Origin of the sequence: Bacillus sp. 03113 (assembly GCF_006546985.1) — a bacterium.
Taxonomy (GTDB): domain Bacteria; phylum Bacillota; class Bacilli; order Bacillales; family Cytobacillaceae; genus VATK01.
Genome location: NZ_VATK01000020.1, coordinates 15712 through 29250, shown reverse-complemented (window position 1 = coordinate 29250; position 13539 = coordinate 15712). Strand labels below are relative to the sequence as shown.

Sequence of the window (13539 nt, the reverse complement as noted above, 5' to 3'; positions counted from 1 at the left end):
ATGATCAAGATATTGGATTTTTTGCAGGAATCCTCTATTTAGAGTGGGGAGCTCAAATTTTATCCTTAGCTTCCCACTCTTCTCTTAAAATGCCCATGCGAATCGAATCGTAATACGTTCCATTATACAACCTGCATTTTCGTAAACGACCCTCTAGCTGCATTCCTAACTTTTCAGCTACCCTCATCATTCTCAAGTTTCCAGACCACGTAGTTAGACCTACTCTGACGATCGATAAATTAGTAAATAAATAATCAATCCATTTTGTTAATGCTTCTGTTCCATAGCCGCCGCTCCAATAAGCTGGATCGTATATAACAATGCCTATTTCTAACCAATTAGACGGTTTATGCTCCCAGTAATAACTGACCGTCCCAATAATCTTCTCATCAACCTCAATAATGTATCTAGATTCGACATCATTGATCTGCAATTGTTGATGAACGTGGCTTTTAAAATCATCGTATTCCATTTTTTCTAATGGGAAATAAGGAGCATCCCATTCTTTCCATTCCGGATTTTCTTCCCCGTAGATCAGGCTCCATAATATAGGTAAATCGCTTTCTTGAATGCTTCGGAGAATCACTCGTTTCTCCTGTAGGACTTTATTATTAATCAATATAAATCCCCCTTTATTGAGAAAATACTCAAGTCATTATCCATATTTTAGCGAATTTCCCTGGGTTTATAAACAAAATATGTAATAATTTCTTTATTATGGATTTAAGATGTTATTATATAAAAAGCAGTTATGGTGGGTAAAAGTAAATTCTATTGGATTTAGATTTTTTAGTTAATGAGACTTTGTATGCAGATTATTAATCAATGGATTCTAGAAGACAATGATTTTATTCGAAGAAATCAGTTTAATCTTTTTAAAAGAGAGATGATGAAGATTCTGCTATTTCTTGCTCAATGATTTGAGTTACCGATAAAGAGCTCACTTATTTATTTAAGATAGGTCAAGTGATTATGCTTGGTTTATTTTCGTGAAAAAATTCCAAAGGTAAACTGGGGTTATATAGTGAAATATATATAAGGTCATTTTTTATTGAATAAAGGATTGGCACTATCATTGTTGAGGAGATAAATGTGAAGATGGGATTTTTATTAAATGTTATTGGGGGAGTATGATGACAAAAGGGAATTTAGTCGGTACATTAATCTTTGGGTCTTTAATTGGAATAATTGGATTTGTTATGCTGTTTAATAGTGTGAATTTTGGAACGTCGCTTGCAGAAAAATGGTTGATAAAGGAAGGAGGCGCGGATCCTAATACTTATAATATTATATTAAAGAGCTATATTAATAATTATTTAGTGGGCGGAAGTATATTATTTTCCTTTGGGCTTTTAATTGATACTTTAGCATATTTTAAGATGCAAATTATTAAGGTGAAATTAATTGATGTCTAAATATCAATAATTTAAAGGTGTTCTTGTTAAGGAGATGAATGTTTCCGAAATATTCCTTTTTAAACAATTGTGGTTTTTTAATAAAGCAAGCACCTTTCTTGATAGATTAAAAAATAGCAGCAAAAAGGCATTTTTCTATATAATGCCTTTTTGCTGCTATTTTGCTTACGTATTCCCTCTTTAATTGCATTGCTAATTAATAGTTTATACTAAAAAAACGAACCCACAAGTCTTTATGATGTTGTTTTAAATGATATGTCGTTTATTTTCACGTAAATTGAAAAATAATGGTTTTGTTAAAAATTGTTGCAACGATTCTATTTCTCTATTCGACTTTATTATAGAACGGAGGGGAAAGTCAAAATGGATATAGCTAAATTAGTACAAAAAGCGAAGAAGGGGAATGATGAAGCATTTGAACAATTGATTAGTTCTGTTCGCAATAAATTGTATCGGACCGCTTACTCCTATGTTAGAAATGAACAAGATGCACTTGATCTTTATCAAGATACAATTTATAAGGCTTATACTTCTCTGAAGACATTAAAAAAGCCAGAGAGTTTTCAAAGTTGGATTTTAAAGATTCTTATTTTCAAATCAATTGATTTTATTCGTAAGGAGTCCAGACATTTTACTACAGATGACGAGAAGATATTTGCTGAATTAGTTAGTGATGAAAATGTCGATTACATAGCTCATTCAATGGATTTATTAGAAGCCTTTAAATTCTTAGATCCCAAATGCAAGATGATTATTTTGCTAAGGTACTATCACGATTTGTCTATTAAGGAAATTGCTTCTATCATGAATTATCCGGAAGGAACGGTAAAATCTCATTTAAATAGAGCTAAAAAAGAGCTAAGGCCGATTTTAAAGGAGGGCTATACTTATGAATAAAGAAAAGTTTAATCAATCTATTAATAATATAGATATACCTCTTGAAAAGTTAGTGACAAGGGAGAAGGCAGCTATTCTTCAGGCAATGAAAAGAAGGAAAGCGAGAAGAACAACGAAGCATTCTATTCTAGTTGCATGTGGGTTATGCATTACACTACTTGGTTCTGGGTTTGTTTCCTCAGGTATGGCAAACGCCTTATCGAATATACCGCTAATCGGTCCTATTTATGCTCAGTTTAGTGACATTGCTTCCGAAAAAATTCAACGAGATCATCTTACGACATTCATTGAAAAACAAGATAGTCATGATGGTTTAACGATGAGTGTACAAGAAGCAGTATATGATGGTGGACGGTTAATCATAACAGTATTTTATACAGCAGAAAAAAAGATCTCGCTACGTGAAGAAGATATTGGCTATAATTATATAACTATTAATGGACAACCAATCAAACCTGCAATTGGTTCCACAGGACAGGATTCAATCAATTCGAGGACAATTATCGAGCACCACCAATTTACCTTAGCCAATTATAATGAATTCGGTGACAATATTGAGATTACTGTCCATGGGGAAAATTTATTCGGACACAAAGGGAAGTGGAAAGTAGACTTCCCACTGCAAAAAATAAAGGGCGATATATATGAGTTCTATCCAGAAGTAAAAGCTGAAACAGTTAACAAAGTATATGCTTTAACAGCTGACAAAGTAACATTCTCGCCCTTATCTACAAGAATCGACTTAACAATAGATTACCCATCTGAAATGGATGAAAACGATACATGGCCATGGTTCGATTTTTCCATAGTCGATGATAAAGGAAAAGTATATGAGGGATTAAAGCTGCAAGAAGGTATGGCAGGAAGCAATGGACGCCATATGGTTTTGACATTGCCACCAATGGATATATTGCCTCAGTCATTTATCCTCATGCCAAAAGATGTCGATAAAGAAGGGCAAAGAAAAGAAATAAAGGAATTAGAGTTGATTGTTCCTTTGGATAATAAAAAATATTAAATGGTTCTATTTGATCCGTTCCGTAATTGGAAACTACGCATAGTAACCCTTATCTCATGCCATACTATGAGTAATCTGAAGAGGTATTAAGGTGCTCTTTCAATCAGAGTAGTACAGGTTTTTTTTGCATATGAATTCAAAAATGTTATCGGCAGAAGAAACCGCCTGTTCCAAGTGCACGAATTTCTTTTGTTTTAAGGTATTCAAGCTGCTGCAAAGCAAATAAAAAAGGCGGAAAAATTATTAATGCAGCAAGTATGGCTGCCCATAAAGGACTTCCTTTACTTGGTGCCTATTCGACTACAAAATTTGCGGTCAGGGGTCTCACTCAAGCAGCCGCACAAGAACTTGCCCAATTCGGCATTACTGTAAATAGCTACTGTCCTGGTATTGTTGCTACTCCGATGTGGGATCTTATTGATGAAAAAATGACAGATTATTTGCACCTTGAACGAGGTCAAGCTACACAAAAATTCTTAGATAGCATTGCTCTAGGACGTACTGAGACTCCTGAAGATGTGGCAAAATTTGTATCATTCCTTGCATCAAACGATTCCGATTATTTAACAGGACAGTCCATTTTAATTGATGGCGGGATTCAATACGTATAATATATAGATAAGATGGGTTTAAGGAGTGATCAACAATGGTTATTATTCATGCTGTGTTTAAAGTTAATCCAGAAAGACGAGTTGATTTTCTAGCTGAAACAAAGACTTTAATTGCTGGTTCGCAATCTGAACTTGGAAATATTACTTATCAGCTTTATGAAGAAGTCAATTCGAAAAATACCTTTATTATGGTAGAGGAATGGAAAGATCAGCAGGCCGTTGAAACACATAATCAAGAACCTCACTTTACGAACTTTATAGCAAAATTAGAAGAGTTTTTAGTAGCACCAGTTGATGTGAAGAATTTTTCAGTGGAAAAATTATAGAATAAAAACACTTCTATTCTAGGTTTGAATAATAAAAGAGATTTTTTTAAGTAAGTAGAGACTAAATCGTAACCGATTTGGTCTTTTTTTAACATTTCTTAGTTATCTAGGTTTACACTAAAAATTTTTTCTCTTACATAGAAAAGAAAAAACTTCCCACGCTAATAGTGAGGAGGTGAGATCATGGTAAAAGGAAAAAATGATATTCCTGATTTTAAAGAACTTAATGATCGCATCATTGCGGAGCCATCAAAAGGACCGTTTATAGCCATAAAAACGAATTTGGATAGCTCTGGAGAAAAAGATAATCCATATGCTTCAGAACAAGTTAGTGACGAAGAGAATGAAAAGCTCCATGAATACTTTGAAGATGACCAAATAAAATGAGACAGAAATATTCTGTGAGTTAGAAACTGCCCCTGCACTTTAATTTGTTTTTGTGTAGGGGCTTCTTATTCTATTGTTTAAAATGCTTTGATAGACTGGTTAACTTAAGATGGCTAAAGAATATCAATTTATCAAGAAGGAAGTGAAGAAAATGTTTACGCTTGAAACACAAAGGCTGTTGTTGAGGCAGTATAAAGAGGATGATCTTATTCCTCTTTATCGTATTTTTTCAGACCCAGAAACGATGGAGTTTTATCCAGCCCCATTCAGTATTCAGGAAACTCAAGATTGGATTAAACGAAATCAAGATAGATACCGCAATGATGGTTATGGATTATGGGCTGTTTGTTTAAAAGAGACGAATGAATTTATTGGAGATTGTGGTCTTGTTCAACAAAAAGTAAATGACAGGATAGAGGTTGAAATTGGTTATCACATTAATAAAAAGTATTGGTCTAAGGGGTTTGCAACAGAGGCAGCTATAGCTTGTAAGAAATATGGTTATTATCATTTGGGCTTAAATAAATTAATAAGTATTATTGATCCAAGAAATGCTTCGTCTATTCGCGTGGCAGAGAAAATTGGTTTCACGAAAGAAAAAGAAACTTTTATTTTCAATAAGAACCATTTTATTTATTCTGGTTTTAAAGGTAATTGTTAATCAAAAAGGCTTCAGACGTTTATCGCTGCAATCGATCAAATTGCAAGTCGATAAAATTATTTAATGAAACATCTCGATTTAATAAAGTTCCATCTAAATCAAAAATGACTGCTTTAATCAATTTATCTCACTCTCCAAAAATATAATTCTATGAATACATATTTATCAACAACACAGGTTAATACAAAAAATCCAAAAAGGGATAACACCTTTTTGGAAAACAAAAAGCATATTTTTCTTTAATACGGAACTGTTATCTTTTCCATTAGCTATATGAGGGTTTCATCTAAAAGTTATTCATTTCCTTCGTTTAGTTTAGTAGTAAGAGCATCGTAAAATCTTTGTGATTCATCTGGTCGAAGATGAGCCTTCGTTATTTTTCTCTTAAATCCATACATAAGCTTAACTTCTTGAGGAGTATTAAATTCAATTTCTAAGGTCGGTTTCTCTTTTGCAAAATCAGTAAGTACTGCATCGAAAATGAATTTTTTTTCGTCTTTAGATTGTTTTTCTGGACCTGTAAAATAATGAATACTTTTAATGTCCTGAAGAGAGACAGTCAATTGCTTCATTATTCCTACCTGAAGATATAGGTGTTGATTCGTGATCATAAAAGGGCATAACCGAATTGCTTGTAGTTGTGCTAAAAGGACCAGAACAGTGTATCCATTTAATATTAGTGTAATAATAGAAAAAATTGGACTCCAAGAGTGGAGTAAAAAGTGAAAGCCGATTGATTCAAGAACGAGTGCGTGAATAAGCATGAGGTAAAAAGCTACAGTGCTAGTTTTTTTATAATAAGTAAATATTTGTCTATTTTGTAAAATGGGGATAGATGTTTTACTCCAAGAAAATAAGCTGTAGTAAAACATTGTCATATCAGAGGCAATGATGTCTAGCACACGAGATGATTTAAAATGATAAGATAAAGTTTGTTCTAAACGATGTTGAAAGGTAGGAATTTCCGTTAAATTCGTTCGGAATTTTTTGATAATAGCTGGAAATTTCGTAATCAATTTAAAACCAAGATAAAACTCTATTAAGAGAAAAGCTCCCTCACAAGCAAATAAAATATATTTTACAAAGGAATAAGATGAGAGCAGTCCTTGAGGCATAATTAGCCAAGCACAACCATATCCGGCAAGTACGACAGGGAGTAAATATTTCAAAGAATAGCGTTTTCGAATGATAAAGAAATACGTAATTAGAGGTACGACAAGGATGAAATCAAACAATGTGCCAAGAGCGACTTCTTTCGGAAGAGGTTGCATCATATCAAGACGATAAATAAGTACGTTGGAACTAACAACTAAAGCAAGCAAAAAACTAAACCACAACCATTTCGTTTTTGGTAACGATAACATTTTATACCCTCCATTATTTAATCAATTACTAATTATTGTAACTGTAATGTTATGATTTTCCAATAGGGAGTTTAATTGATCATTTTCTATCCTTGTTCTTCCACAAATGCGTCGTTTGATACATTATACTGATTAATTTGTATTTTCTGAAGTAAGTTCAATGTTCGACTTATTCGAAGAACGCATATTGAATAGATAGAATAACATTCCTCCTGCAACAGGCATGACATAAGAAGGGATAAGGTTTAATAGAACTCCTGATAGTACCATCGCCACTGGAAGCATCATTTTTCCAATACTAATGCCAATGCTTAGTACTCTACCCCTATATTCATCTGGGATTTCTTTTTGCATAAAATAAGCCAAAGGGATATCAATAAGCGCTATGACCACTCCAAAAAAGAACATGACGGCACTATAAAAACAGGCATATACGATGGAATTCACTTGTAAGCTTTTGAGTATAACTGGAGCTCCTAAGATGATCATAAAAATCGATAAAGAAAAGCTTAAATATTTCAAAAGAGTGGAATAGGAAATCCTTTCTGTGATTCTTTTTACCAATAAAGCTCCTAAGATCATCCCAACCGGGAAGGCCCCTTGGATTATACCAAACTCCTTTGAACTTAGCTTCAAAACGGTATTGATGATATATGGCAATGGAACAGTCACAGCAAAGCCGAGAAAGAAATTGATTGAAATTAAGATGGTAAACATGCTCTTAATACTCTTTCTTTCGGATAAATATTGAAATCCATCCTTTATATCTCTAATAAAATGAATTTTCCCACCTGAATGCGCTTCATTTGATTGGTGATTGAAAAGCTTGAAATCAATAAACATCATCGATAAAGCGGAAAGGATAAAAGAAACTCCATTAATGAGAATAAAAGTTCTTATATCAAAGAACACAAACACAATTCCACCTAACATCGGGCCTAGAATAGAAGAGACAGAATCAATTATTTTACTAATAGAGTTGATATTCATTAACATTTTTTCAGACACGAGGTTTGGCTTTGCCGCTTCTGCCCCAATCTCAAAGAAGGTGGTAAACACCGTCAACAGAAAGGTAGTAGTATAAATGATGAGCAAGTTTAATTCATATTTAATACATAATATATAAACAGAAATTAACAAGATTCCGTTAAAAAGATCCATTGAAACAACTAAAGTCTTTTTATTGAGCTTATCCGCGATCACCCCAGCAAACGGATTGATCATAATCATCGGAATAACTCCTAATATGAGGGTAACTGCAAAGCTTAACGCCGAATCCGTTAGCTTTAAAACGTATAATCCTAACGCAAAATTATAAATAGCTGTTCCAAAAATCGAAATGGTTTTTCCCGTAGAATAGAGGAATAGGTTTTTTAATTCTTTTTGGTTCTTTTCATTCCTTACACTCATTTGTAATGTATCCATGAATACTCCGCCTCGCTTAACTTTTTATACAATAAAGTTTAAGCTGTCGGGTGAACCCAATATCAATAAGTACATTCCATGAATTTTTATGAGAAAATAAAAAAAAGATAGGGCTAACCCTACCTTTTGCCAAAAAATGAATAGGAATAGATCTCTTCTCCCTGCACAAAGAAATTTTCGTACCTTCCACCTTTATCAATATATTCGGAAGTCCTTTCATCAAAGGGAATATACTTTAAACTGTTGATGTTTTCCTTAACTTTGCTGGCTATAAAGTTATCTCTGAATCTAGCTTCAATTTTGCTTTTGGTGCTGAAATTTTTAAAAGCAATAAATGATCCCAATAAGTAACAATCGGGTTTAAAAAGAGAAACCAATTCACGAAGCAAAAACTCCTCATGTTCAAAGCTGTAGTTACTAGTACCCGATTGATCAATCACCATATCGACAGAGTAATCCTGTATAGGAATGTCTAGAAAGTCAGCGCAAATAAAAAGGATGTTTCTTTTGGAACTAGTTCTCTCTAATGCACTTTTTAAAAATCGATGCCGCTCCAAATTGCGATCAACGGCAATATATAAGCAATCTTCCGGTAATTCCTGATAAATATTTCGCAGAAAAAAACCGACTCCTGACCCTAACTCAAGTAAAACTTTATCGCTTAAATCTAATTGAACAATTTTTCTCTTTGACCATTCCCCCCCTTTATGGATATTTTCCAAATAAGCTGGATCGGTTACATGAATATATTCAAGAATATATTCCTCAAATGGAAGTCCAGTGGTCGACTTGAATGGCTTACCAACGCTTAAAATACCTGATTCAATAAGGTACTCTTCACCACAATCGCAGGTTAGCTTTCCCTCCATAATCTGATTTCTACTAATCATCCCATCTTGAAGAATGAGCTTTTTACTACATTTTAAGCACTTCAGTATATCAAGTACTTTCAAATCAATGCCTATCATTGAACTTGAACCTTCAGATTTTGCTGATAAATCATCCAATTTCGCCTTTAGCTTGTCTTTTATTACTACTAGATTCTTTATTTCTTGTTCAATCTTCTCATATTTATCCATAAACAAAGATTGATAGTATGTATCTTTTTCATAATCCGTAAATTTCCCGAAATTTTCATAAAGAAAAAGATTTTTAATCTCGTTTAAACTAAAGCCCATCCCTTTAAATTCTAAAATAAGCTCTAAATCGTTTTGGCAGCGCTTATCAAAAAAGTAATGCCCACCTCTCTTTTCAGGCACGATCAACCCCAGATCCATATAATGCCTAATCGTATCAATACTCAATTGATTTGTTTCTCCAAATTTACCAATTCTCACCACATCACTACCAGTACATATTATTTATTCATAAGTACTTCTTTTCTTACGTCAGAAAGTCCTTGAAAATTGAGGTGCTTTCTGATCTATAAATATAAATTAAAAAACCTCGATTATTGAGGGTAGGCTCATAGTAGATGATCTGTCAGTTTGTGATCAATTTTTCAAATAAATAGGCTGTTTTCGTATAGATTGTTGCTTTTTAACGCGCAGCCTGCATACACTTCGCTTTCCGTGGGCGAGCGTCGAGCCTCCTCGTCGCATACGCTCCTGCGGGGTCTCGTCTTTCTCGCATTCCCACAGGAGTCTACGTGTATGCAGGCTGCTAAGAAACACTTTTCCAAATGTTTTATGTAAAAAACAACAAACTTTGAGAAAACAGCCAATAAATATAATACTTTTAGTTTCTTATTCCCAATCTAGTCCGATTGCTTAATAAAAAAATCCATATATAATTAGTTTACTTTTTTCAAAACGATACAACTTTAGCATGTAAAGATCAAATCAATTTAGCTATTTGTGAAAGAGTCAAAATTACTTTGTTAAGATGATCTCTTTCGCAACGTTTATTGCGTTCAACACTTTAGGGAATCCCGTGTATGGGGAGCATTGTAGTAGTGCTTCGATTATTTCTTGTCTCGTTAGGCCTACCCGGATAGCTGCATTGATATGAACATGAAGTTGCGGTTCACAGCCACCTTGTGCAGTTAAGGCTCCTAATGTGACAAGCTGCCGTTGTTTAGGGTTTAATCCCGAGCGGCTGTAGACTTCACCGAATGCAAATTCGATGATTTGTTCTGCTAATAAAGGGGCAATATCAGCGAGAGAATCAGCAACCGCTTCACCATGTTTCCCGTCAATTTCTTGTAGTTTCCCTAAGCCTCTTTCCCGTCGTTCTCCTACATTATTTAGTAGCTCGTCCTCGATGGTTACTTCGATATTTTGTTCTGTAAAAAGTTGTTTGGCAACACCAATGGCATTTAAAGCACGAGGAAACCCGCAAAAGGGAATGCAATGTGTGGCTATTTCAATGATTTCGTTTGGTGTAATGCCAACTTTTAAACCGAAGTTCATGTGCCATTTAAGTTGGCTTGGAGTATCTCCTAATGAAATCAACGCAGAGATGATGACCATTTCTCTTTGCTGATACGTAAGCACGGGATTGCTGAAAAGCTGCCCGTAAACTTCAATAGTATATCTGCTTATATGAGGTGATACGTCACTTAAATTTACTACAACGCCATGGATAGCTGTTTCATCCGTATTTTGAAAAAATTTTATTCCGTTTTCGTAAGATGGATTCATTTCTTAGCACCCTCTATTAATTTTCTAATTCCCATTTACGGTAAATTTCTATTTTTTCGTTAATCACTTCATAATGTTCCTGAAGCTTCTCGATTTGCTCAGCTAATTTTTTCTTATGTGCTTCGAGCAATATTCTCCTTTCTTTGGTCGTAGCTGGACCTTTTCTTCTCAGCTCGGCGATTTGCTGCATTTGTCTAATGCTCATTCCTGTACTGCGAAGTCTGACTAAAAAACGGATCCATGCCAAATCAGCAGATGAATATTGGCGCCGACCATTCGTCCCTCTGGCTATGGAGTGAATTAAACCGTTCTTCTCATAGTAGCGCAAGGTATGAGCAGTGATACCGGTAAGATTTGAAATGTCTTGAATGCTCAAAAATTTTTCCATAACATAATTTTACATCTTAGACTGCGCTCTAAGTCAATAAAATCCTAGTAAAACGATAAATTGATAGAAGAAGATGCTTGATAATGTTTTTCTTGAAAATTACATTTTTCTGTAGTGATTTTAACTGTTATCTTCGTCTTTTATGGAGAGATGAAAAAAGGAGGAGATTTCGGTTGATTTCAGTAAAAAATGTTAGCCATGATTTTGAGATTGGAAAAAAAGGACATAAAACGGTCATTCCTGTTTTACAGGATATATCCTTTGAAGTGAAAAAAGGAGAAATTGTTACGATTGTCGGCCGAAGCGGTTCGGGGAAATCAACTCTTTTAAATTTAATTAGCGGATATATCCGTCCAAAAAGCGGAGAAATTTGGTTGAATGGTGAAAATGTCACCCTGTTGAATGAAGGGAAATTTGCTGATTTTAGGATTGGGCACCTCGGGTTTATTTTTCAAAGCTTCCAATTGATTGCAAGCATGACTGCTTTTCAAAATGTAGAACTGCCTTTGGTTCTAAAAGGAATCAGCAAGCCTGAACGTAAACAGAAAACGGAAGATATGCTGGCAAAGGTCGGCTTGTTGGATTACCAGGATCATTATCCGGGTGAATTATCTGGCGGACAGCAGCAGCGAGTCAGCATTGCTAGAGCATTGATCAATCATCCGCAGATTATTTTGGCAGATGAACCATCAGGAAGCCTTGACAGTGAGACAGAGGAAGACCTTTTAGAATTGATTAAGAAGTTGAACCATGAGCTTGGAATTACCTTTTTAATCATTACTCATGATGTCAAAGTGGCTCAAATCGGCGACAGGATCATTAAACTAAAGGACGGAAAGATTTATGAGGAGGTGCTCGTATGAAGTTGAAAGATCAATTTCGATTCGTTAAACAAAATATGAAAAAGAACAAATCGAGAGTTTTTATGACGATCTTGGCCACTGCTATGGGGTGTACATTCTTAATTGTACTAGCTTCTGTCGGTTTCGGTCTTCATAAATCGGTTATTAAGGACGTTACTGAACAAAGGGCGGTTACACAAATTGATGTTTATGGAAAACAGAAGGACAATGGTTCCTATCAAACAGTAATGGATCAAGATATTCAAAACTTTGAAGACATGAAGGATGTCAAAGCCGTTACAAGGCGGAAAATGCTGCAGCAAGAAAGTACTTATAAGCTTGAAAACTACAGCAGTATGAACACACAGACTCTCGTGGCCAACATGCCCTCCGAAATAAAGGCAGGCTTTGAATTATCAGAAGGCAAACTTCCGGAAAAAGTGGATGAAGTTGTAGTAGGCTATCATTTTGCTCAATCTTTAGTACCAGATAATAAAAACTTTGAAGATGTGGTTGATGAACAAGGGAGAGTGAAGGAAGAGTTCCGTTATAAAGAGGACTTAATTGGCAAAAAGATTGATCTAATTGTAAGGCAAAACATAGATGGGAAAATAGAGGAAAAGGCTTTTTCGGTCACAATAGCAGGTATTGGAAACAAGCCAAAAAGAGAATGGATGACCAACACAAATATTTTTATCTCAGAAGAATTGCTCAAGGAAATAGAAGAATTTACAGGAACACCAAGAGGCAGTCTCAATGATCCGAACAATCGTAGTGCAGTCCAGCAAAAGGTTGAAACGGACACGTATGATGAAGTGAAGATTTACGCAAAAGACATGGAAGCCGTTGAAGGAATCGCAGCTGCGTTAAAAGAAAAAGGTTTTGCCACCTATTCAGTAGTAAATGAATTAAAAGAGGTAAATGTACTTTTTGCGATTGTAAAAGCAGGGCTTATTTTTATCGGAACGATAGCGATCGTGATTGCCTCAATCGGAATCTATAATACGATGACAATGGCAGTAACAGAACGTGCTCCTGATATTGGAATTATGAAAGCAATTGGAGCCAATCCTGGAACGATTAAGCGAATTTTCCTTTTAGAGAGCAGTTACATCGGTCTAATTGGAGCCTTGATTGGCACGGCCGCTTCTTATGTAGTTAGCTATCTTGTCAATTTTGCTTTTCCAATCATAATTGAAAAAGCGTTTAATGAAAAACCACCTGAAGATTTGCTGCTTAGTGACATTCCGATTACCTTGCCTGTCATCTGTGTAATCATATGCTATGCGGTTACCATCCTTTCAGGCTACAGGCCAGCACAAAGAGCGACAAGGGTTGATGTTTTAAAAGCGATGAGAAGAGAAGTTTAAAAACCTCCCTAATTCATTTCACAGGTATTGACCCGCTTTTTCCTAAAACTTATGATGAATGTAACTTATAAACACAGAGGAGATGTTGATATGATCACATACGCAAGACCTCCCTGCTAAGATTTAGAATTAAAGCGTTCGCGAGCACCTCCATGTTTTGATTGGCTTGTGCAATCAAATATGGGAGGAGCTT

15 protein-coding genes and 1 pseudogene are annotated in these 13539 nt (G+C 34.9%); 9 read left to right on the top strand and 7 right to left on the bottom strand.

Going from position 1 to position 13539, the window contains the following annotated elements:
- Nucleotides 1–52: 52 nt before the first annotated feature.
- The gene (locus FDO66_RS17270) at nucleotides 53–616 is read right to left on the bottom strand and encodes a GNAT family N-acetyltransferase (RefSeq protein ID WP_141433956.1); all 564 of its coding nucleotides are present in this window, start codon (nucleotides 614–616) and stop codon (nucleotides 53–55) included.
- Nucleotides 617–1133: 517 nt separating this feature from the next.
- On the opposite strand from FDO66_RS17270, the gene FDO66_RS17265 reads away from it, so the two are divergent.
- The 7 genes from FDO66_RS17265 to FDO66_RS17235 all read left to right on the top strand — a co-directional run bounded on the left by FDO66_RS17265 (nucleotide 1134) and on the right by FDO66_RS17235 (nucleotide 5315).
- Complete coding sequence (locus FDO66_RS17265; RefSeq protein WP_141433907.1) at nucleotides 1134–1415, top strand: hypothetical protein; 282 nt, start codon at nucleotides 1134–1136, stop codon at nucleotides 1413–1415.
- A 363-nt stretch (nucleotides 1416–1778) separates the two neighbouring features.
- A complete protein-coding gene (locus FDO66_RS17260) occupies nucleotides 1779–2312 on the top strand; it encodes a sigma-70 family RNA polymerase sigma factor (protein ID WP_141433906.1) in 534 nt (177 codons plus the stop codon).
- Nucleotides 2305–3330, top strand: a complete 1026-nt coding sequence (locus FDO66_RS21585) for a DUF4179 domain-containing protein (RefSeq protein WP_141433905.1) — start codon at nucleotides 2305–2307, stop codon at nucleotides 3328–3330. The genes FDO66_RS17260 and FDO66_RS21585 overlap by 8 nt, the downstream gene beginning before the upstream one ends.
- A 134-nt stretch (nucleotides 3331–3464) precedes the next feature.
- Nucleotides 3465–3941, top strand: a complete 477-nt coding sequence (locus FDO66_RS17250; RefSeq protein WP_141433904.1) for an SDR family oxidoreductase — start codon at nucleotides 3465–3467, stop codon at nucleotides 3939–3941.
- Between the two features lie 35 nt (nucleotides 3942–3976).
- Nucleotides 3977–4267 carry a putative quinol monooxygenase gene (locus tag FDO66_RS17245; protein ID WP_141433903.1) on the top strand — a complete coding sequence of 97 codons (291 nt, stop codon included), beginning with the start codon at nucleotides 3977–3979 and terminating at the stop codon, nucleotides 4265–4267.
- 183 nt (nucleotides 4268–4450) lie between these two features.
- A complete protein-coding gene (locus FDO66_RS17240) occupies nucleotides 4451–4654 on the top strand; it encodes a hypothetical protein (protein WP_141433902.1) in 204 nt (67 codons plus the stop codon).
- A 151-nt stretch (nucleotides 4655–4805) separates the two neighbouring features.
- Complete coding sequence (locus tag FDO66_RS17235) at nucleotides 4806–5315, top strand: GNAT family N-acetyltransferase (protein WP_141433955.1); 510 nt, start codon at nucleotides 4806–4808, stop codon at nucleotides 5313–5315.
- Between the two features lie 25 nt (nucleotides 5316–5340).
- Here the strand turns inward: FDO66_RS17235 and FDO66_RS17230 are convergent.
- The 6 genes and pseudogenes from FDO66_RS17230 to FDO66_RS17205 form a co-directional block, all read right to left on the bottom strand.
- Nucleotides 5341–5436 (bottom strand): annotated as a pseudogene (locus FDO66_RS17230) (HAD family hydrolase); the annotation flags it as partial.
- 172 nt (nucleotides 5437–5608) lie between these two features.
- On the bottom strand, nucleotides 5609–6679 hold the full coding sequence (locus FDO66_RS17225) for a hypothetical protein (RefSeq protein WP_141433901.1): 1071 nt from the start codon (nucleotides 6677–6679) through the stop codon (nucleotides 5609–5611).
- A 132-nt stretch (nucleotides 6680–6811) separates the two neighbouring features.
- Nucleotides 6812–8104, bottom strand: coding sequence for an MFS transporter (locus FDO66_RS17220; protein WP_141433900.1), 1293 nt, complete (start codon nucleotides 8102–8104; stop codon nucleotides 6812–6814).
- 119 nt (nucleotides 8105–8223) lie between these two features.
- A complete protein-coding gene (locus FDO66_RS17215; RefSeq protein ID WP_141433899.1) occupies nucleotides 8224–9441 on the bottom strand; it encodes a MerR family transcriptional regulator in 1218 nt (405 codons plus the stop codon).
- A gap of 534 nt (nucleotides 9442–9975) precedes the next feature.
- A complete protein-coding gene (locus FDO66_RS21435) occupies nucleotides 9976–10746 on the bottom strand; it encodes a carboxymuconolactone decarboxylase family protein (protein WP_141433898.1) in 771 nt (256 codons plus the stop codon).
- 16 nt (nucleotides 10747–10762) lie between these two features.
- Nucleotides 10763–11134 carry a MerR family transcriptional regulator gene (locus FDO66_RS17205; protein WP_141433897.1) on the bottom strand — a complete coding sequence of 124 codons (372 nt, stop codon included), beginning with the start codon at nucleotides 11132–11134 and terminating at the stop codon, nucleotides 10763–10765.
- Between the two features lie 173 nt (nucleotides 11135–11307).
- Here FDO66_RS17205 and FDO66_RS17200 point away from each other — a divergent pair, with 173 nt between their 5' ends.
- On the top strand, nucleotides 11308–11997 hold the full coding sequence (locus tag FDO66_RS17200; protein ID WP_141433896.1) for an ABC transporter ATP-binding protein: 690 nt from the start codon (nucleotides 11308–11310) through the stop codon (nucleotides 11995–11997).
- On the top strand, nucleotides 11994–13346 hold the full coding sequence (locus FDO66_RS17195; protein ID WP_141433895.1) for an ABC transporter permease: 1353 nt from the start codon (nucleotides 11994–11996) through the stop codon (nucleotides 13344–13346). Before FDO66_RS17200 ends, FDO66_RS17195 begins: the two co-directional genes overlap by 4 nt.
- Nucleotides 13347–13539 lie beyond the last annotated feature (193 nt).

Coding starts and splice junctions, on each gene's coding strand:
- FDO66_RS17265 (WP_141433907.1), top strand. CDS start 1,134: ATGACAAAAGGGAATTTAGTCGGTACATTAATCTTTGGGTCTTTAATT.
- FDO66_RS17260 (WP_141433906.1), top strand. CDS start 1,779: ATGGATATAGCTAAATTAGTACAAAAAGCGAAGAAGGGGAATGATGAA.
- FDO66_RS21585 (WP_141433905.1), top strand. CDS start 2,305: ATGAATAAAGAAAAGTTTAATCAATCTATTAATAATATAGATATACCT.
- FDO66_RS17245 (WP_141433903.1), top strand. CDS start 3,977: ATGGTTATTATTCATGCTGTGTTTAAAGTTAATCCAGAAAGACGAGTT.
- FDO66_RS17240 (WP_141433902.1), top strand. CDS start 4,451: ATGGTAAAAGGAAAAAATGATATTCCTGATTTTAAAGAACTTAATGAT.
- FDO66_RS17235 (WP_141433955.1), top strand. CDS start 4,806: ATGTTTACGCTTGAAACACAAAGGCTGTTGTTGAGGCAGTATAAAGAG.
- FDO66_RS17225 (WP_141433901.1), bottom strand. CDS start 6,679: ATGTTATCGTTACCAAAAACGAAATGGTTGTGGTTTAGTTTTTTGCTT.
- FDO66_RS17220 (WP_141433900.1), bottom strand. CDS start 8,104: ATGGATACATTACAAATGAGTGTAAGGAATGAAAAGAACCAAAAAGAA.
- FDO66_RS21435 (WP_141433898.1), bottom strand. CDS start 10,746: ATGAATCCATCTTACGAAAACGGAATAAAATTTTTTCAAAATACGGAT.
- FDO66_RS17205 (WP_141433897.1), bottom strand. CDS start 11,134: ATGGAAAAATTTTTGAGCATTCAAGACATTTCAAATCTTACCGGTATC.
- FDO66_RS17195 (WP_141433895.1), top strand. CDS start 11,994: ATGAAGTTGAAAGATCAATTTCGATTCGTTAAACAAAATATGAAAAAG.